The sequence below is a fragment of the Caballeronia sp. BR00000012568055 genome, from assembly GCF_029439455.1.
Lineage (GTDB): Bacteria > Pseudomonadota > Gammaproteobacteria > Burkholderiales > Burkholderiaceae > Caballeronia.
Map to the genome: position 1 here is coordinate 1 of NZ_JAQFVG010000156.1, position 20,025 is coordinate 20,025.

Below are 20,025 nucleotides of genomic sequence, written 5' to 3' on the forward strand. Positions count from 1 at the left end.
CACCTGTTCTGATTCGCTTCTGTCATACGCGCCGCGCGGCACGCTTTCATGGCGCGCCCAGCGGCGCTTTTTCACTTTGCAAGAGGAACGATCGTGGAACTGAACTCCATGCTGAAGGATGCATCGCTGCTTCGTCATGAGGCTTTTATCGACGGAAAGTGGTGTGGTGCGGATACCGGCGCAAGCTTCGATGTGTTCGATCCGGCGACTGGCCGCTCGCTCGGCAGCGTGCCGAAAATGGGCGAAGCGGACACGCTGCGCGCCATCGATGCCGCCAACAAAGCATGGCCCGCATGGCGCGCAAAAACCGCGAAGGAGCGCGCCAATCTGCTGCGCCGCTGGTACGAACTGATGCTTGAAAATGCGGACGATCTCGCGCTGATTCTCACCGCCGAACAAGGCAAGCCGCTTGCCGAAGCGAAGGGCGAGATCACCTACGCGGCGTCGTTCATCGAATGGTTCGCGGAGGAAGGCAAACGCGTGGCGGGCGATACGCTCACTTCTCCCGCAGCGGACAAGCGCATTGTCGTGGTGAAGGAGCCGATCGGCGTGTGCGCGGCGATCACGCCGTGGAATTTCCCGGCCGCGATGATTACGCGCAAGGTCGGACCGGCGCCCGCGGCGGGTTGCCCGATCGTAATCAAACCGGCTGAATCGACGCCGTTTTCCGCATTCGCAATGGCCGTGCTGGCGGAACGCGCGGGCATTCCGGCTGGCGTGCTGAACGTGGTGACGGGCGATCCGAAAGAGATCGGCGGTGCGATCACGCGCAGTCCGATCGTGCGCAAGCTGTCGTTCACGGGATCGACGGGCGTGGGCCGGTTGCTGATGGCGCAGAGCGCGCCGACGGTCAAGAAGGTTACGCTGGAACTGGGCGGCAACGCGCCGTTCATCGTGTTCGATGACGCCGATCTCGACGCCGCCGTCGAAGGCGCGATTGCATCGAAGTATCGGAATAACGGGCAGACGTGCGTGTGTACCAATCGCTTTTATGTGCACGACCGCGTGTACGATGCCTTCGCGCAAAAACTCGCGGATGCGGTCGGCAAGCTGAAAGTGGGGCATGGCACCGAATCCGGCGTGACGCTCGGACCGTTGATCGACGACGCGGCGGTGAAGAAAGTCGAAGCGCATATCGCCGATGCGGTGAGCAAGGGCGCAACGGTCGTCGCAGGCGGCAAGCGTCATGCCTTGGGACACGGCTTCTTCGAACCGACCGTGCTCACGGGCGCGACCGTCGATATGTGTGTATCGAAAGAAGAGACCTTTGGTCCGCTCGCGCCGCTGTTCCGCTTTTCATCCGATGAAGAAGTGGTGCAGTACGCCAACGACACCGAGTTCGGGCTGGCCGCGTACTTCTATAGCCGCGATATCGGCCGCATCTGGCGCGTGGCCGAGCAGCTCGAATACGGCATGGTGGGCATCAACACGGGCGCGATCTCGAACGAAGTCGCGCCGTTCGGCGGCGTGAAGCAGTCGGGTCTGGGGCGCGAAGGATCGCACTACGGTATCGACGATTATCTCGTCATCAAATACCTGTGCATGGCTGTTTAAAACAGCAGATGAGGTGATGCGAACGGGGCCGATGAACGCCCCGTTTTTTTATACGTGTTCCAGAGAGACGAATTGTGAGAGCAAGGCGCGTGCATCGGGTGTGTCGTGCAGATCGCGCACCAGTTCGTCGGGTTGCAGGCCTTCTTCGAGCAACACGTCGTGACGCCGTCTGATGCAGGTTTCCGTGATTGCAGGCGTGAACTCCGGATGAAACTGCACGGACAACGCGTTCGGCCCGTAACGCACGATCTGATAAGCATCGTGATCCGAGGACGCAAGCGCTTGCGCGCCCGGCGGCAAGTCGATGATGCTCTGCTCATGCATCAGATGCGCCGTAAAACTCGACGGAAAATGGCTCAGCAGGCCATCGTCCGCAGCATCCGGTAACAGGCGGATAGTCTGACATCCCACTTCACGCCCGCGCGGATGATAGTCCACGCGTCCACCCAAGGCATGCGCCATCAGCTGATGGCCGTAGCACACGCCGAACAGCGGCATATTCACCGCCATTGCATCGCGAATCCACTGCGCGGTGGTTTCGCTCCACGGCAATCGGTCAGTGACCATTGCCCATGAACCCGTGATGATGGCGATGCGGTTCGCATCAGGCGGCGGCAGAGGCTCGCCTTCGAACACACGCACGATTTCGGTCTCGAAGCTATCGCCGGTAACGCGGCTGAACCACGAAGGAAAGTCGCCATGCGGATGCAGCACGTCGTCGGGCGGCGTACCGGTTTGCACGAGCAGCAGCGGGGAAGAGGCCATATCGGGAATGATCGTTTCAGTATAAAAAATCCGCCCGCGCCGAAGCGCAAGGCGGATTCTATAAAGCCAAAAAACCGCTTCGGTTATTTCGATGCATGCGCTCCGGCCGGTACACGGCGGCGCGCGTGCGAATCGTTCTTCGAAGCGAAGACATAGTAGACGAGCGCGGTGGCGACGAGGCCGACCATCCATGAAATATCCGCGCCGCCGAGAATGTTCGCCCACGGACCGTGGAAGAAGCTTTCCTCCATGAACGGCACCTGAATCGCGATGCCGAAGATATAGATGGCGATGGCCTTGAGATTGAATGCTCCGTACGCCCCGCCCGTGCTGCCGATAATCTCCGACACCTGATAGTGCCGGTCGTGGATCAGATAGAAGTCCACGAGATTGATGGCGATCCACGGCGCAAGCACGATCCGCATCGCAAAGATAGCGGTCAGGAACAGCGCCAGAAAGTTGCTCGATGCCCACAGCGCCGTCAACGTCGAGCCGATCAGCAGCACGGCCGACACCACCACACGCACGTTGCGCCCCGGAGTCCACTTCGGGCGGAACGTCTGCGCCGCCGTGATACACGACAACACCGCGCCATACAGATTCATCCCGTTGTGCCCGATGATATTCACCAGGAACAGGAAGATCAGCACGTAGCCGAACACGCCGGTCTGCGTTTGTACGGCCTGCATGGCATCCGAGGAGTGACCGGCGCTCACCGCCATCACGCCGAAAATAAACGCGAAGATGGTGCCGAGCGAGGTGCCGAAATACGTGAACGCGAAGGTTCGGGCAAAGCCGGTCGATTTCGGCAAATAGCGCGAATAGTCCGACGTGTAGGGCGCAAAGCTGATCTGCCACACCGCACACAAACCAAACATGGCGAACCAGTTCGACAGTTCGAAGCTGCCACGATGAAACACGTCCGCACTCAGCCCCGGCGCAATCAGCGACATGCCGATCAAGAGCGCAATCCCCATGAACCAGGCGCCGATCTTGTTGAAACGGTGAATGAAGTTGTAGCCGATCACGCCGATCAGCGTGGCGAGCAACGCGCCCGCCACGGTGCCGACCGACTCGGGAATCACCGGCGCCGCCGTATGAAGCGTCTTCCCCGCCAGAATGATGTTCGAGACGAAGAAGCCCAGATAAATGATGGTCGTGAAACCGACCACCAGCAGCGAGCCGTATCGTCCGAATTGCGCGCGGCTCTGGATCATCTGCGGCACGCCGACCAGCGGACCTTGCGCCGAAGTCAGCGCATGAAACAGCGCGCCGAAGAACTGGCCCGCGACGATGGCGAGTATCGCGCTGACGAAATCGAGCTTGAAAACCAGCACCGATGTCGCGCCCGATATCACCGCGAGCGGCGCGACATTGGTGCAGAACCAAAGCGTGAACAAATCTCTGGGCTTGCCGTGCCGATGCTCCGGCCCGACGTATTCGATCGAATTGCTCTCGATGGTCAGAACGCTGTTGTCGTTCCCCGAGTCTTTCATTGTGTCTCCGTCTACGTCTTAATGGGGTTGCCGCGTTTGAGCTTCAGCGCATCACGAAGGGATCGCTGATCGGATCGTCCGAGGTGCGCAGCCACACGGTTCTTGTTGTGGTGTATTCGAGTGCTGCGCTCATGCCGCCTTCGCGTCCGTGTCCCGACAGGCCGAAGCCGCCGAACGGCGCGAGCGGCGACACCACGCGATACGTATTGATCCAGACGATGCCCGACTTCACGCGCTTCGACACGCGATGCGCCCGCGTCAGATTGCTCGTGAAAATGCCCGCCGCGAGGCCGTACACCGTGCTGTTCGCCTTCGCGATGGCTTCGTCTTCGGTGGTGAACGTATCGACCGATAACACCGGTCCGAACAATTCCTTGGTGATGCAATCCGGCCGCTCGACGTTCGTGCAATCGAGAATGGTCGGCGCATAAAAGAAGCCTTCGCGATCCAGCGCGTGGCCGCCCGTCAGCACTTTCGCCCCTTGTTTCAGGGACGTTTCGACAACCGCTTCGATATTCCTGCGCTGCCGCTCCGTGCACAGCGGCCCGATTTCCGTCTGCATCTCGTTCGGCGAGCCGATCCGAATTCGCTCGACGCGCTCGACCAGCATCGCCAGAAAACGATCCTTCACGGACGCTTCGACAAGCAGCCGCGAACCCGCCACGCAACTTTGTCCGCTCGCCGCAAAGATCGCGGCGACTTGCGCGTTCACGGCGCTTTGAATGTCGGTATCCGCGAAGACGATGAACGGTGATTTGCCGCCCAGTTCGAGCGATACCTTCGCCAGATTATTCGACGTGTTCGATACGATATGTTTCGCCGTCTCCGGTCCGCCCGTGAACGCGACTTTCGAGACCTTCGGGTGGCCGCTCAGCACCGCGCCGCACTCCGGCCCGAAACCGGTAACGACACTGACCACGCCCGGCGGAAAGCCCGCTTCATCGATCAGCTTGGCGAATTCGAGCAGCGGCCCCGGCGCTTCTTCCGATGCCTTCAGCACCACCGTGCAACCCGCCGCCAGCGCCGGTCCGACCTTCACCGCCGACAGAAACAACTGGCTGTTCCACGGCACGATGGCCGCGACGACGCCGACCGGCTGACGTTCGAGCCACACCTGCATATCGGGTTTGTCGACGGGAATATGCGCGCCTTCGAGCTTGTCCGCGATGCCCGCGTAATAGCGGTAATACTCCGCCACGTACGCGATCTGACTCGACGTTTCGCGGATGATCTTGCCGGTATCGTTGGTCTCGATCTCGGCCAGACGCGGCGCGGCTTTCTCGATCAGATCGGCGAGCTTGTGTAGCAACTTGCCGCGCGCCGATGCGGTGAGGTTCGCCCATGCGGCATCGCTCAGGGCGCGGTGAGCGGCGTCGACGGCGTGGTTGACCTGTTCGGTGCGCGCTTCGGGCATCTCGGCCCACACCTTGCCCGTGGCCGGATTCACGCTGCCGAAAGTGGCCGCGCCCGGTTCGAATCGACCATCGATATAAAGCTGAAATTGCGGATTCATGCTGTCGTCACCTCACGCGAAGGCGGGCATCACGTCGTTGATCATGCGTTCGAGCGAAGCCTTCTTGCGCTCGAAACTCATGCCCGTATCGATCCAGAAAGAGTACTCGTCGAAGCCGAGTTTTTCGTAAGCCCTGAGGCGCGCGATCACTTCTTCGGGCGTGCCGATCACATTGTTCTTGCGCATGGCTTCGGGCGTATAGAACGGATGCGCGGCCATTTCTTCCTTCGTCAGCGTCTTGATCATGCCGCGGCTGACGGGGCGCTCGTTCTTGAACCATGCGCCGAAGTAGTTGTAGAACGCGTTGACTTCCTCTGCTGCGACCTGTGCGTCGGCTTCGTTGCTGGCGACGTAGGTGTGACGCAGCAGCATGATCTCGGGACGTGGCACGTCGCTGAATTTTTCGCATGCGGCATTGAAGTGGCCGACGAGCTTTTCGACTTCTTCATCGCCGAAATGCAGCGGCGTGACCTGCACATTGCATCCGTTCGATACGGCGAATTCGTGGCTGTTCGGATCGCGCGCGGCGACCCAGATCGGCGGATGCGGCTGTTGCAGCGGCAGCGGCGATGAGGTCGAAGAAGGGAAGCGCCAGTATTCGCCTTCGTGCGCGTAATCGCCTCCCCAGAGCTTCTTCACGGCCGGAATCAGTTCGCGCATGCGCTGCCCCGCATGCCATGCGTCGAGGCCCGGCGACAGGCGTTCGTACTCGTACGAATACGCCCCGCGCGCGATGCCCAGTTCCAGCCGACCATTGGTGATGATGTCGGTCATGGCCGCTTCGCCCGCCAGCTTGATCGGATGCCAGAACGGCGCGATCACCGTGCCCGTGCCGAGTCGCACGTTCTTCGTCTTGTTGGCGAGATCGACGAGATTCAGGAACGGATTCGGCGCGATGGTGAAGTCCATGCCGTGATGCTCGCCGGTCCACACGGCGTGCATGCCGCCGCGATCGGCAATCTGACACAGTTCGACCATCTCCTCGTAAAGCTGCTTCTGAGTGGTCGTATCGGAGACGCGCTCCATGTGAGCAAAAAGGGAAAAACGCATGATGTGACCTTTCAGGAATGAAGCGGGCGGACGGTGCCGTTGCTGTGATCGCCGAAGTACAGACCGTAACTCTTCAACTGACTTTCTTTGTGATAACGCGCGAGCATGCTGGCCAGCGCGCTGTCGGCGAATGCATCCGACGGGATATCGGCGATATCCACGAACTCGCCCGAAGCCGCGACTTCGTCCGGCGCGCTGCACAGAAACGAGATGTACTGATGATGCGTTTCGGTGTTGTTGTAGGCCGAGTAAATAAAGCTCGCCGATGCCTCCGGCTGGAACTTGCTGAAGAGATCGGCCAGTGCCTTGTCCGCGCCCGCCTGGCCGATTTCCTTCGACGGAATGGTCCACTTGTTATCGGGCGTGCGTGTCAGCAGCACCTTGTCGTCGCGCGCGATGATCGCGCTGACGACGACCTTCGGTCCTGCGATCACTTCCGCCGCGACCGTTGCCGGCGTGAAATATCCGCCACGGTAATAACCGAGGCCCGCATAGCCTGCCGAATGAAATGCTTCGATCTTGCCGAGGATCAGCGCGTGATCGCCGGCATCGATGATGTTGTGCGTGGTGCAATCGAACCACGCGCTCACGCCATCGATCAGCGGATTGGCATGCGCGCTCAGCCGCCAGTCCACGGTCGCGAAGCGGTCCTCGCTCGGACGCGCGAAGGTGTTCGATACATCCTTCTGGTCTTCAGCGAGGATATTGATCGCGAAGTGGCCGGCGCGCGAAAACGCCTGATAATTGCTCGATGTCTTCGCGATGCTCACCAGCAGCAAGGCCGGATCGAGCGAGACGGACGAGAACGAATTCGCGGTGAAGCCGAGCGGCGCACCATCGTCGCGCGTGGTGGTGACGACGGTGACGCCCGTCATGAACGCGCCGAACGCATCGCGCAATTCGCGGGTATTGATCGGGGCAGCAGATACGTTAAGCGTGCTCAACTCACACCTCCAGCTTCATCGTTTCGATGTCCGGCTCGACTTGCAGCCAGGCGCGCAACGCCCGATTGACGGCTTCCGGCGCGGTCAGATTCACCATATGACGCTCGTCTTCGATCACCACGGCGCGGCCGTTCTGCGCGGCTTGCGCCATCTGCTCGGCCATCGCGGGCGTCGAATTCGGATCGTCGGAACCGGTCAGCACGAGCGCGGGGCAGGCGATCTCATGCCAGCCATCGGCATAGGTTTCGTCGCCTTGCGCGAAGGCCGTATAAGCGGTCGCATAACCTTCGAGATCGACCGCGCGCAGCCACGATTCCACGCGCGTTGCCGCCATCCGCTGCGCTTCGTCCTGGTTGAACCAGCGGCGCAAGGGCGTATCCACGTCGATGGTGCCGGGGCGCAGTTCCGCCGCACGATCCAGCACCGCCTGCCGCGCTTCGATACTGCGCCGATACACGCCGTTCAGCACGGCGACGCGGCGGACCAGATCGGGACGCGTCACCGCGACGCCCGCCGCGATCAGCGAACCCATCGAGTGGCCGGCGAGATTGACCGAACCGGCATCGAGCGCTTCGATGAATTCGCTGGCCCACTGCACGAATTGCGGCAGCGTGGCGTGCGCATCGAGCGGATCGCTCTGGCCGTGACCGGGCATATCGACGGCAATTACGCGAAATTCTTGCGAGAGCGCGTCGATCTGCGGATACCACGCGCTCGCCTGCATGCCGACGCCGTGAATCAGAACCAGCGGTTCGCCGGTTCCCTGCTCGATGTAATGAGCGGCGCGATTACTTGACAGCAGCAGGGTTCTTGACGTCATTTCCAAGCTCTTCGAGATCCTTGTAACGATCGCCGATGCGGTGATGCGGACGGCCACCCGTCGCGCCGCCGATCGCGATCACGAGTTCGTCGGCTGCGGGCGCATCGGGAATGGCGAACTGGAGCGTGAGGTAGTGCGAGCGACGGCCTTCGTCGTTCTTGTCCATCATCGGGATCAGCAAGGGCGCATTGGCCGGGCCGCGCGTGTTGTTGAACGCGAGATAGGACTTGGCGCCGACCGCGCTGCGATAGATGTTGCCGAAGTGCAGCGTGTGGATCAGCGCGGAGGCGTGTTCGAGTTCGCCGTCCACGCCGACGATCGCGCTCTTGCCGAAGGCTTCGACTGCATCGCCGGAACCGGCTTCATCGAGGATCAGTTTGGTCAGGTATTCGCTGAGTTGCGGCCCGAGCGCGCGGATTTCCGGCGACAGGTCTTCGACATAACCGCGGCCCGCCCACGGGTTCTTGATGACGGCAGCTGCGCCGATCAGCTTGAGCGGCTTGACGGCGTCTTTGGCGCCATCGACGTGGATGGTCTCGACGTGCAGGATCGATTTGCGAATCAGGTTCATGGGAGGTTCTCGCGAACGGTGAGGAATGAGTGTATTTTGGTATTCCATAGTACGGCATGCCATCCACGTTTACCCCGAGATTCGACAGGAACGGTTTTGCAGTCAGTAACTGGGTGCATGAATCGGCCAAGTAGGATGGGCTCTGGCGGACCGTTCAATGGATTTGAAGGGCAACGAAGTCGAAGTGATGGAAGGCGCGGCCATACCGAAGGCATGGGTCTCCTGGCAGGCGCTTGAATTGAGGCGACCGGCAGGCTCGGCTCATGCGGTCGGAAGAACACTGGTGCGATCGCGCGCCTTGATGGTTCAACGAAGCGGTAAGGTAGCTCAGTGAATGGCTGTGACGGTTCTCGCAGCGTCCGCGGCTGAAGATGCCACACGTTCAAGACCCACGGGTCTTACGTTCGTTCGTATGCGCGAACTAAAACCGGGCGCGACGGAATTCTTCCCACATCTCATTGGCGCACGCCCCACGAACGGCTGGTCAGCATGATTGGTGAACGAGATGGTCGAGTGGTGAGTGTCCTTAACGGTTTGGAAAGAAGCGTTCTGGCGAGCCACGCAGTGACCGTCGCTCATTCCTATCTGCCGGCGCTGATGGAGCAATTGTGGATTCAGGGATCCTAAAGAGCAGTCCAGCAAACTGGACCCTCCAAATAACGCTCAGGCGATGTTTGAAACTTCATTCGACGTTAGAAGCGGTAGAGATACGCGGAACAGGCAACCTTGTCCGCGACCCGCACTCTCGGCTGCGACTGTGCCACCGTGCATTTCAACAAGGCTTTTGACGAGCCACAACCCAAGACCGAGCCCACCGATCCTTCCAGCCACGTCAGTGCGCACTTGTTCGAAGCGGTCGAAGATTCGCGGTAGGGCGCTCGCATCGATACCACATCCAGTGTCTCGAACTTCGAGAATCGCATGCGCGATATCATTTCGAAGCGTGACTGTGATCTTGCCCTGTTGCGTGAATTTGATCGCGTTTGACAGAAGGTTCCACACGATCTGCTTGATGCGCGCCTCGTCACCAATCACCCTGCATGACGCGAGTTCACTCGATAGCGCGACGCCTTTGCGTTGCGCCTCCCAATCCTGATCCCTCAGTACATCCTGGACTAACACGTCCAAAACAACGGGATTTCGACTAACCGAAAGCTTGCCGGACACGATTGCGCCGGTATCGAGAAGATCATCCACCATCAGACTCAACTGTCGCGCATTGCGTTTAAGCGCCGCTGCTGCCTGGCTCAGGTGACCAGGGTCTGTGGACCTCGTCAGCAACTCCGACCACGAGGTAATGGCGCTGAGCGGTGAACGCAGTTCGTGGGTCACTGCACTCACGAAGTGGTCCATCGCCTCTGCGTAGCGATCGCTCTGTTGGCGTGCATCGCGCTCAACGGCGGTGAGCCGCTCTTGCTCAAGCTCAGCCTTTTTGCGGGCCGTAATATCGATGGTAAAGCCTAGAATCTCGTTAAGCGTTCCATCCTCGCCAAACTTGCCTTGTCCGCGCACGAGTAGCCAGCGTTCAGCGGGATAAAAAGATGTGACGCGATACTCGGTCTCAAAATGCCTTCGCTCCGCGAGCGCACTCTCCATGCGCGCTCGCGCATCGGCACGAAATTCGGGCGCAATCAGCTCAGTAAATAGACGTTGCTCGGAAAGAATGTCGTCAGGTTGCAAACCAAGATTTAGTTTGCATTGCTCGGTGCAGGTGATCAGTCCCGTCCGTGCGTCCAGCTCCCAAGCGCCCACCTTGGCAAACGCGAGCGCAGTGGCGAACTGCTCTTGATGAGCTCGAAGTCGCGCTGCCGTTTCATCTGCAGCGATTTGGCGCAATTGAGCCTCAGAGCGCAAACGGGCTTTCTCGCGTTCCTCGATAGCTTCCCGCTCAACCCGTTCGGTCACGTTGCTCACGCGAAAGGCGAGATAGCCGGACGCGGCATCTCCACCTTCAGGCCCTGACGGAATTCGACTCGCTTTCAGCTTCCAGAAACACCGGCGCGGCTGGCCGTTCTCGAGCGCGGGTAAATCGAAGCGAAAGAATGAGGTAGAACTGGTTTGCCCAATGGTCAGCCCATTGCAAACGCGATGAAACCAGGCTTCGCCGGCGGGATCGGCCGTCAGGGCGCCGAAAAGCGGGAGTTCGAGCACGGTTCGCCCGACCGCGCGTTCCTGTGATTGCTCAAGAAGGGCGCAGTAGGCCTGATTGACGTAGACGGCAGTTCTGTCTGCGTCGAGCACAATGTACGCGTCAGCCAGATACGCAAACAGTGAGCCGGGGTCAACGCGGGTAGCAGCGGAGCGAGTAATTTTTGCTTCCTCGAGCGGGTTTAGGCCATAGGAAAGTCTTGTGACCCATCGCCCTTTACTGATTATCGCATTACGAGCCTATGAATCCAGTGCCGCAACCGTGGGTTATGTTTAGGCGCGCGCGTACGGAATGCTCGTTGCTCATATCGAAGTGCATACCCCCAAAAAACCTCATGATCGCGCTGAACCATCCTGCACGGCTGAGTTGCCTGACGAATCTGCATATCCTGGATACGCCGGTCGACCCTCATTTTGATGCGCTCACCAAACTGACGGCGCATGTTCTGCGCGTGCCTCGCGCTTTCGTGAACTTCGTGGATGGCGCGCGCACCTGGTGCAAATCGGCCTGGGGCGCGGCGCGGGAGATCCGGGCACACGATCAGTCGCTATGCGCCTATGCGCTCGAGAATATGGGGGAGAGCGACGACGTGATCATCCTCGACCCCGCTTCTCAGGAGAGCATTCAGCAGCACCCAGAAGTGACGGGTGAGTCGAAGATTATTTTCTATATGGCTTTTGTGCTGCGCTCACCAGACGGTTTCGTTCTCGGCACCCTTTGCGTAAAAGATATCGTTGCACACAAGCCCGCAGAACACGACATTGCTGCGCTAAGACTTCTAGGCGCACAAGTCACATTGCTGCTCGCCAGCTTGCTCGAAAAGCAGGAAGTCGCTGATAGAGCTCGACGCAATCGAGATCAGTTTTTGGCGATGCTCGCCCACGAGCTTCGAGCACCGATGTCGCCTATCTTGACTGCCGTTCAGATTCTTAACCGCAGCGAAGTGACGACGTCTCAGCGGGAGTGGGCAAAAAAACTGATCGGGCGGCATGTGCGACATATAGGGCAGATCGTTGAGCACTTGCTGTCAACCTCCATGGTGTCGCTCGGTATCATCAAGTTGCATCTTGAACCGGTACGGGTCGTCGATCTTCTTGAGCAAGCCTTCGAGATGACCGATGCATTTGTTGAAGATCGCCATCACAGTCTGACTCGGACGATTGTTGGTGATCCGGTTGTCATGGCGGATCGCGTGCAGTGCCCGCTCATTCTTGTGAATCTCCTGAGCAACGCGGCGAAGTACACACCGCCTCATGGTCAAATTCACGTCTCGGTAGAAGGGGACGGCGAGCGGGTCAGAATCGCCCTGCGAGATAACGGTGTTGGAATCGAGGCGAACGACCTTGAGGAGATTTTTCAGATCTTTGGGCAGACGCATCGCCCACTTGATCGTAGCGCTGGCGGCCTGGGGCTAGGGTTGCCGTTTGCGCGGCGCTTAGCAGAATGGCACGATGGTTCATTGGAGGTCTCGAGCGAGGGGGCGGGCAAAGGCAGTGAATTTGTGCTTTGGCTCAGACAGACTATCGAGACTGAACAACGGGAAGAGGGCCATCAGTTCGTCAGCCTCGAGGGAAAGCTCGACATCGTGGTAATCGATGACAACGTGGACACTGCTGACGCACTCGCCCTTTACTGCCAGATGGCAGGGCACAGCGTGCGCGTTGCATATCGGTCCGAAGACGCGTTGGATCTGGTACGCCAACGTATCCCAGACGTCGTGCTAAGTGATATCGGTCTACCTGAAATTGACGGCTATGCGCTCGTGCGGGCGTTGCGAGCTATTGCGGGGACTGCCAGCATCTTCTCCATCGCCATCACTGGCTATGCAAGCAAGAGCGATAAACAGTTAGCCAATGATGCCGGCTTCGACGACCACTTTTCCAAGCCTGTTGATCTTAAGCGCCTTGACGCACTTCTTCAGGAAATCGTAAGAAAGCATACCTAACTTAAATCTGCGCGCTTTGTGCCAAGCAAGTCAAACTGGTGGATAGTCGGCGGCGTTCGACCGCGCATTACTGATGCGCACGGTGCCTGGCTTTGCCAAGGATCACTTCATGATGCAGCTCATCGCATTTACATCGACGCTCGATTCTCACTCCGCCGCACTCTTCAGAACGTCGAGCGCAGCGTCACATGCTCCGCGCAGTTGCTCGCGCATGAGGTCCTGCACATCGGGCGAACGCGCGACGATTGCGTCGCGAATCTTCTTCGCCATCTCGAACGATGCCCGCATACGGCCGCCACGCGCCATCGCGATACGTCGCAAACGACGCACCGGACCGATCAGGCCGGCGTGATTCGCCTGCAGGGTGCGGTTATCGGCGATCGTCATGACAATCGCGTAATAGCGATCGAGCGCATCGACGTAAGCCGAAGGGTCGTCGGCATCGACGCTCGTTTGCATGGCTGAGATGACATCGTCGAGTTGCGCCGTGCCCAGCGGAGTGATGCGCTCCGATGCGAGCTGTACGGCCAGGCATTCGAGCGCCGCGCGCACCGTATAGATTTCCTCGACGTCACGCACCGTCACGGCACGGACGTATGCGCCGACACGCGGCACGATATTGACCAGCCCCTCGCGTTCGAGTTGCGCGAACGCTTCGCGCATGGGCGTGCGGCTGACATTCAACTGCTTCGCGACCTGAACTTCGGAAAGCCGGCTTCCCGGCGTCAATACGCCTTCGACGATAGCTTCGCGCAATGCCGGAACAACAACGCCTTCGCTCAACGAATCGCCCGACGCTTCCACCGCTCGCAGTCGCGCATGGTAGCGCTCCGCGATGTCCTCCAATGTCGGCGTGCTTTTAGCGGCACGACCAGACCCTTGCTTGCGTGCGGTTTTTGCGGCGGCCATTGACACCTCGATAACTTTGTGAATACCCTGTATACAGATTATACACGAGGAGACGTCATGGACAGAGGTCCGCTTGCGCAACCCGTTCTGATCGACAGATCGGACGGCGTATTGAGTTTTACGCTGAACCGTCCCGAATGCGGCAACGAGATATCTGCCGCCATGTTCGATGCGATGTCCGCCGCGCTGCACGCCGAAGCGCTGGAGCCGACCGCGCGCGTGCTGCACATTCGCGCAACAGGCGACGCGTTCTGCATCGGGCGCGAGCGGGCAGGGACGGACGCGGTCTCGATCCGCAAGGAAGTCGCGCGGCTCATCGAGATGAAGCGGCTCGTGCGCAATACGTCGCTCATCTCGATCGCGCAGGTTCAGGGGGATGCGATGGGTTTTGGTCTGGGACTCGCGATGCTGTGCGACTTTACGCTGGTCGCATCGGACGCGTCGCTTGCGTTTCCGGAGATGCGCAAGGGCTTGCCGCCCGCTGCGATCATGGCTTACGCGGGCGACTACGCGTTGCCCAAAGTGTTGTTTCCGATGGTGCTGTTCGGAGACGCCATCACGCCCGCCGAAGCCTTGCAGGCAGGCCTTATCACACGCATCTGCGAGCGCGACGCGCTGCAAATGCAAGCCGATGCGTTGACGCGGCGCATCCTCGCGCTGGACGAGACCGGTGCGCGCCACTGCAAGGCATTCTTTCAGGCCGCGCAGGAAGGCCGCGTCGAAGACAACTTCCGCGCCGCCACCGACATGCTGACCGTCAGTCCGCTGCGGCTGATGCAAAGCCGCTGAGCTGCAACGACGAGACGACGAGACGACAAGGAGGAGACAACCATGTACGTCAACGCAGGCCCGAGACTGGATCGTTTGCCGATGTCGCCCTTTCACCGCCGCATCATGTGGCTGATCGGCATCGGCATGTTTTTCGATGGCTTCGATATCTATGTCGCATCGACCGTGCTCGGCGCGACGCTGCAATCCGGCTTTTCCACGCTCGCGCAGAACGCGCTGTTCGTGTCGCTGACCTTTCTTGGCATGATGCTCGGCTCGCTCGGCACCGGCTTTCTCGGCGATCGATTCGGGCGGCGCTTCACGTATCAGGCGAATCTCGCGATCTTCGGGCTCGCATCGCTGGGTGCTGCGCTCGCGCCGAACATGAGCGTGCTGATCGCGTGCCGCTTCGTCATGGGACTCGGACTCGGCGCGGAGAACGTCGTTGGTTATTCGACGCTGACCGAGTTCGTGCCGCCGGCGAAGCGCGGCAAGCTGCAAGGACTGATGGCCGTGTTCGTCGTGTCGGGTCTGCCGGTCGCGGGTCTGATCGGCTTGCTGCTGATTCCGTCGCTCGGATGGCGCGCGATGTTCGTCGTCGGCGGCATTGGCGCGCTTGGCGTCTGGTATGCGCGCAAGTCGCTGCCGGAGTCGCCGCGCTGGCTCGAATCGGTCGGACGCCATGACGAAGCCGAAGCGATCATGACGCGCATCGAAGCCGAAGTGACGCAGGCGCAGGGCGGCAAACCCTTGCCGCAAGCGCTTGTCGCGAAACCATCGAATGCGGCGCCGATGTCGTTCGGCTCGCTTTTTACCGGTGCGATGCTGCCGCGCATGATCGTCGGCTGCGTGACGCTGATCGTCATCAATACGCTGCTGTACGGCTTCGTCACATGGCTGCCGACGTTCTTTGTGCATCAGGGCATGAGCATCGCGAAGTCGTTCGGCTTTGCGCTCGTGATGTCGCTTGGCGCGCCCATCGGCAGCGGCATCGGCGCGCTGACGGCGGACGCGTGGGGACGCAAGCCGACCATCATCGGCGCGTCGCTTGCGGCCATCGTCTTCGGGGCGATCTATCCGTTCGTTTCCAGTCCGATGCTGCTGCCTGTCATCGGCCTGTTGCTCACCATTCCGATCTACGTGCTTGTCGCGCTGCTGTTTGCGGTCTATGTGCCGGAACTCTTTCCGACACCCGTGCGGCTGCGCGCCTCGGGCATCTGCAACACGCTGGGACGCGGCGCGACCATCGTTACGCCGTTCATTGTGGTGGCGCTGTTCGCGCAACACGGCATCGTAGGCGTGCTCGCGATGATGATCGGCCTGCTCGCCATTCAGATTGTCGTGGTCGCGTGGCTCGGCGTGGAACCGACCGGCGAACGCCTCGAAGATCTCCAGCCTGAATCGCCTGGATCGCCCGAATCACACGATGCTCGCCACGCGCACGCATCGCCTTCGAAATAACCGTATGCAAGGAAATCGCATGGACACAGTGAATCTCGATCATCTCGACGCGCAGCTTTTTATCGATGGCGAATGGACCGATGCCGAAAGCGGTCGCACGATGGATATCGTCAACCCCGCAACGGGCGGCGTGATCGGCGCGCTGGCTGCCGCGACGGCAGGCGACGTGGATCGCGCGGTGCAGGCGGGGCATCGCGCCTTCGATGCAGGCGCATGGCGCGACATGCCGATTCAGCAGCGCGCACGCATCATGAATCGCTTCGCCGATCTGTTCGAAGCGGACCTCGAACAGTTCTACAAACTAGAGACGCTCAACAACGGCCGGCCGATCTCGGAAACGCGCGCGCAGATTTCGCGTTTGCCGCAGTTTTATCGCTATTTCGCGGCGCTGGCGCTCACGCGACGCAGCGACGTGATTCCGATCGAAGGCCCGTATCTTTGCTACACACAACGCGTGCCGCTCGGCGTCGTCGCGTTGATGACGTCGTTCAACCATCCGCTGATGATTCTGTCGAAGAGTCTCGCGCCCGCGCTCGCGACGGGCAACAGCGTCGTGATCAAGGCATCGGAGCAAACGCCGCTCACCACCGTGCGTCTGGTGCGCCTGCTCGATGAAGCGGGCGTGCCCAAGGGCGTCGTCAATGTCATCAACGGCGAAGGACGCGAAGCGGGCGCGGCGCTGGCAAGCCACCCGCTGATTCGCAAGGTCGTGTTCACGGGCGGCACGGAAGTAGGGCGTTCGATCGGCGAGGCAGCCGCGCGCAATTTCGCGCTGACCACGCTCGAACTCGGCGGCAAAGGCGCGGTCATTCTCTTCGACGACTTCGACATGGAGCGCGCGGTGAATGGCGCGGCCTTCGCGTCGTTTATCGGCGCGGGGCAGACGTGCGTGTGCGGTGCGCGGATCCTGGTACAGAAGTCGATGTACGCCGAGTTCCTCGAACGCTTCCGCGCGAAGGCGTCGCGTATTCGAGTCGGCGATCCGACTGATGCGAAGACCCAGCTCGGTCCGGTGATTTCGGACCGCTCGCGCCAACGCATTCTCGCGATGCTGGACCGCGCGAAGCAGTCGGGCGCAAAGCTTCTGACCGGAGGCGGCGTTCCGCAAGACCTGAAAAAGGGCTTTTTCATCGAGCCGACCGTGATGTACGACGTGCCGCCGGAATCGGAGATCGGACAGGAAGAAGTGTTTGGACCGGTCACCGTCGTGATGCCGTTCGACGATGAACCCGATGCGCTTCGTATCGCCAACGCGACGCAGTTTGGCCTCGCGGCATCGGTGTGGACGCAGGATGTGGCGCGGGCGCACCGCGTGGCATCGAAGCTGGAGTTCGGCATGGTGTGGGTGAATGACCATCACCGGCTTGATCCTGCGTCGCCCTGGGGCGGGTTTAAGAATAGCGGCATAGGGCGCGAGACGGGCATCGAATCCTTCGATCAGTTCAGCGAACCGCGCGCCGTCACCGTGAACACGAGCGGCAAGACAGTGGACTGGTACGCAGACGATGGCGAGTTGAAGCGTTTGAACTGATTGCCGAAATGCGAATAGGGCGCGGGATTGACGATTAAAATCGCTCGGACGTATTGCGTGGATATGCGCCGGTAACACACGGCGCACCACGCAGCTTCGGCTGATGGCCATTCCTGGGGAGCGAGGATGCACGCCTTGAGTAGCGTGGACGGGGCAGCCAAACGCTAAGAATAGCCGACTTACGCGACGGGCTATAGCTTCGGTAAATCGGTCGGATCGACCTGCGTTCCCGGCACGCCCTGTGTTCGCGCACTCGCGGCCAGCTCGCGCCGCATCGCTTCGCGGTTCTCCGGCGAAGGCCGCGCGTGCCGACGGTTGTCCAGCGCCGGAATCACATAGCCGTTCACCATCTGCCGGAACTGCTGAAGGTTCTTCGCATCGCGCAGTCCCCCATCGATAGACATCACGCTCGTCATCACGATCACCGTTTTGCGCTCGGGCAGCACAGTGATGAATTGCCCCTTGAAGCCCATTGCATCGAATTCGGTTTCGTTCGGGACGACGTTGTTGATCCACCAGTAGTAACCGAAGTAGGGCGCGGCGCTCGGCGTCGTCATGTGCGCAATCCATTGCGAGGGCACCACTTGGCGGCCTTGCCAGCGGCCATGATCGAGCACGAGCATGCCGATCTTCGCCATATCGACGGCGCGCAGCCTCAAGCCCCATCCGGCCGATACCAGTCCCGTGCGGTCCGCGCGTTCCCACATTGCGTGCCTCATGCCAAGCGGGCCGAACAGCTTCGCCTGTGCATAGCGCTCGACCGGTTCGCGTGCGGCCGCGCTAAGCGCGGCGGCGGCGAGGATCGGGTTGATATCGGTGTATTCGAACTGCGTGCCCGGCGCAGCCTTTGGGCTGGTCTCGGCCGCAAGCCTCAGCCGGTCGGGCGCGGTGTAGTAAATCGGATCGTCCTTCGGCTTGAAGTCGTAGTGCAAACCGCTCGACATCGACAACACATGCTTGAGTTCGACGCCGTGCTTGTCCGCGAAATCGGCCTGCAGGTCGGGACGCCACGCGGCGAGTCTGGTCGCGACCGAATCGTCGAGACCAAGCTTGTTCTCGCCGATCATGATGCCCGCCACGAGCGATGTCACCGACTTGGTGACCGAATACAGCTCGTAGTTCGAATCGCGCGACGCACCTGCGCCATAGCGCTCGAAAATCAGCTTGCCGTCTTTCACGACCAGCAGGCTGTAGACATCGAGCTTCTGCTCGCGGATCCATTGCGAGAGCCGCACGAGCTCGCGCGAGTCGACACCTACGTCCTCAGGCGATGCCTGCGCGAGCCCCGCCTCGTGCAACGGCTGAGCCGCGTGCACCGCGCCGCTCAGCAATGCGGGTGCAATGCAGCGAAACCAGGTCGCAGCCTTCATGCTCAAGTCTCCGGTTTATCGTTGAAGGCAGCGGCGGTGCCCGGCACGCCTTGCGTCCTGTTGCTGCGTTCGAGTTCTTCTTTCAACGCTTCGGTCTTCTCGGCGCTGGCGACGGGCGGTGTCGCGGGCGTCAGCGCAGGCAGGATGAAATCGTTCACCATACGGCGATACGCGTTGAGATAGGACGCATCGCGCAAGCCGCCTTCGGTGGGCAAGAGGCTCGTCATCACGACGACCGCATGCTGTTTCGGCAGCACGGTGATGAATTGCCCCTTGAAGCCCATTGCGCCGAACTCGGGCTGCCCCTTGTCGACGATATGCTGAATCCAGCAGTAATAGCCGTAGTCGGCAGCCGTCGCGGAGGGCGTGGTCATCTGTCTGATCCATGCTTGCGGCACAACCTGCTTGCCGTCGAAGCGGCCGCCGTCGAGCATCAGCATGCCGATCTTCGCCATGTCGATGGCGCGCAGCCGCAAGCCCCAGCCGCCCGCCACCGCGCCGGTCTGATCGACACCCGTCCAGCGGTAATGCGACATGCCGAGCGGCCCGAAGAGCTTCTCTTCGGCGAAACGATCTTCACGCCGATGCGCGGCTACGCTTACCGCCGTACCGGCCAGCACGGGATTGACATCGATGTAGTCGAAGTCCGTGCCGGGCGCTTTCGCGGCGCGCGCCGTGACCGCGACACGCAAGCGATCCGGCGCGCCGTAGTAGAGCGGGTCCGTGCCTTCGCGCGTCTGATAGCTGAGTCCGCTCGACATCGACATCAGATGCCGCAACTCGATGTTTTGCTTGTCGGCGAGTTGCGGTGCGAGATCGGGCCGAGCCTTCGCGATAAGCGGCGCGACCTTAGTGGAAGGATTGAGCTTGCCTTGTCCTTCGAGCACGCCGACCAGGAGCGACGTAATGGTCTTCGTGACCGAATAGAGTTCGTAATTGTTGTCGCGCGTGAGGCCGTCGCCGTAGCGCTCGAACACGATCTTGCCGTCCTTCACGACGACGAGACTGCGCACGTCCATCTTGTCGTGGCGAATCCATTCGGACATGCGCACGAGCGGCGCTGAATCGACACCGAGCGATTCGGGCACGACTGTCGGCATGTCCTTTCCCGCCGCGTGCGCGGTGATGCAGATCATCGCCGCCGAAAGCGGCATCATGCGCAATTTCATCGCAGGCTCC

Annotated in this window: 16 protein-coding genes; 5 read left to right on the forward strand and 11 right to left on the reverse strand. The window is 60.7% G+C overall.

What is annotated here, in order from left to right; all coding sequences use genetic code 11:
* Positions 1–108 precede the first annotated feature (108 nt).
* Positions 109–1,554: an NAD-dependent succinate-semialdehyde dehydrogenase gene (locus P7F28_RS08910; protein ID WP_277184200.1), complete on the forward strand. Its 1,446-nt coding sequence runs from the start codon at positions 109–111 to the stop codon at positions 1,552–1,554.
* 48 nt (positions 1,555–1,602) lie between these two features.
* Here the strand turns inward: P7F28_RS08910 and P7F28_RS08915 are convergent, their stop codons facing one another.
* From P7F28_RS08915 to P7F28_RS08950, 8 genes are all read right to left on the reverse strand, one after another.
* Positions 1,603–2,319, reverse strand: coding sequence for a glutamine amidotransferase (locus tag P7F28_RS08915; protein WP_277184148.1), 717 nt, complete (start codon positions 2,317–2,319; stop codon positions 1,603–1,605).
* Positions 2,320–2,402: 83 nt separating this feature from the next.
* Positions 2,403–3,815: a cytosine permease gene (locus P7F28_RS08920; protein ID WP_277184149.1), complete on the reverse strand. Its 1,413-nt coding sequence runs from the start codon at positions 3,813–3,815 to the stop codon at positions 2,403–2,405.
* A 43-nt stretch (positions 3,816–3,858) separates the two neighbouring features.
* Positions 3,859–5,328: an aldehyde dehydrogenase gene (locus P7F28_RS08925; protein ID WP_277184150.1), complete on the reverse strand. Its 1,470-nt coding sequence runs from the start codon at positions 5,326–5,328 to the stop codon at positions 3,859–3,861.
* A 12-nt stretch (positions 5,329–5,340) separates the two neighbouring features.
* Positions 5,341–6,378, reverse strand: a complete 1,038-nt coding sequence (locus P7F28_RS08930) for an LLM class flavin-dependent oxidoreductase (protein ID WP_277184151.1) — start codon at positions 6,376–6,378, stop codon at positions 5,341–5,343.
* 11 nt (positions 6,379–6,389) lie between these two features.
* On the reverse strand, positions 6,390–7,322 hold the full coding sequence (locus tag P7F28_RS08935; protein WP_277184152.1) for a flavin reductase: 933 nt from the start codon (positions 7,320–7,322) through the stop codon (positions 6,390–6,392).
* 1 nt (position 7,323) lies between these two features.
* Entirely contained in the window at positions 7,324–8,142 is an 819-nt protein-coding gene (locus tag P7F28_RS08940) for an alpha/beta fold hydrolase (protein WP_277184153.1), read from the reverse strand.
* The gene (locus tag P7F28_RS08945) at positions 8,111–8,713 is read right to left on the reverse strand and encodes an amino acid synthesis family protein (RefSeq protein ID WP_277184154.1); all 603 of its coding nucleotides are present in this window, start codon (positions 8,711–8,713) and stop codon (positions 8,111–8,113) included. Before P7F28_RS08945 ends, P7F28_RS08940 begins: the two co-directional genes overlap by 32 nt.
* A gap of 663 nt (positions 8,714–9,376) precedes the next feature.
* Positions 9,377–11,089, reverse strand: coding sequence for a PAS domain-containing sensor histidine kinase (locus P7F28_RS08950; RefSeq protein ID WP_368860330.1), 1,713 nt, complete (start codon positions 11,087–11,089; stop codon positions 9,377–9,379).
* 107 nt (positions 11,090–11,196) lie between these two features.
* Here P7F28_RS08950 and P7F28_RS08955 point away from each other — a divergent pair, with 107 nt between their 5' ends.
* Positions 11,197–12,807 carry an ATP-binding protein gene (locus P7F28_RS08955; RefSeq protein WP_277184156.1) on the forward strand — a complete coding sequence of 537 codons (1,611 nt, stop codon included), beginning with the start codon at positions 11,197–11,199 and terminating at the stop codon, positions 12,805–12,807.
* A 147-nt stretch (positions 12,808–12,954) separates the two neighbouring features.
* On the opposite strand, the gene P7F28_RS08960 is transcribed toward P7F28_RS08955, so the two are convergent.
* Entirely contained in the window at positions 12,955–13,716 is a 762-nt protein-coding gene (locus tag P7F28_RS08960) for a GntR family transcriptional regulator (RefSeq protein ID WP_277184157.1), read from the reverse strand.
* A 57-nt stretch (positions 13,717–13,773) separates the two neighbouring features.
* Between P7F28_RS08960 and P7F28_RS08965 the strand changes: the two genes are divergently transcribed.
* The 3 genes from P7F28_RS08965 to P7F28_RS08975 are packed head-to-tail and all read left to right on the forward strand — an operon-like array spanning position 13,774 to position 17,476.
* Complete coding sequence (locus tag P7F28_RS08965; protein ID WP_277184158.1) at positions 13,774–14,505, forward strand: enoyl-CoA hydratase/isomerase family protein; 732 nt, start codon at positions 13,774–13,776, stop codon at positions 14,503–14,505.
* 42 nt (positions 14,506–14,547) lie between these two features.
* Positions 14,548–15,945 (forward strand): MFS transporter, encoded by a 1,398-nt coding sequence (locus P7F28_RS08970; protein WP_277184159.1) that lies wholly within the window; start codon positions 14,548–14,550, stop codon positions 15,943–15,945.
* 19 nt (positions 15,946–15,964) lie between these two features.
* Positions 15,965–17,476 (forward strand): aldehyde dehydrogenase, encoded by a 1,512-nt coding sequence (locus P7F28_RS08975; protein WP_277184160.1) that lies wholly within the window; start codon positions 15,965–15,967, stop codon positions 17,474–17,476.
* Between the two features lie 191 nt (positions 17,477–17,667).
* Here the strand turns inward: P7F28_RS08975 and P7F28_RS08980 are convergent, their stop codons facing one another.
* Positions 17,668–18,846 (reverse strand): serine hydrolase, encoded by a 1,179-nt coding sequence (locus P7F28_RS08980; RefSeq protein ID WP_277184161.1) that lies wholly within the window; start codon positions 18,844–18,846, stop codon positions 17,668–17,670.
* A 2-nt stretch (positions 18,847–18,848) separates the two neighbouring features.
* Positions 18,849–20,015 (reverse strand): serine hydrolase, encoded by a 1,167-nt coding sequence (locus P7F28_RS08985; RefSeq protein WP_277184162.1) that lies wholly within the window; start codon positions 20,013–20,015, stop codon positions 18,849–18,851.
* Positions 20,016–20,025: the final 10 nt, after the last annotated feature.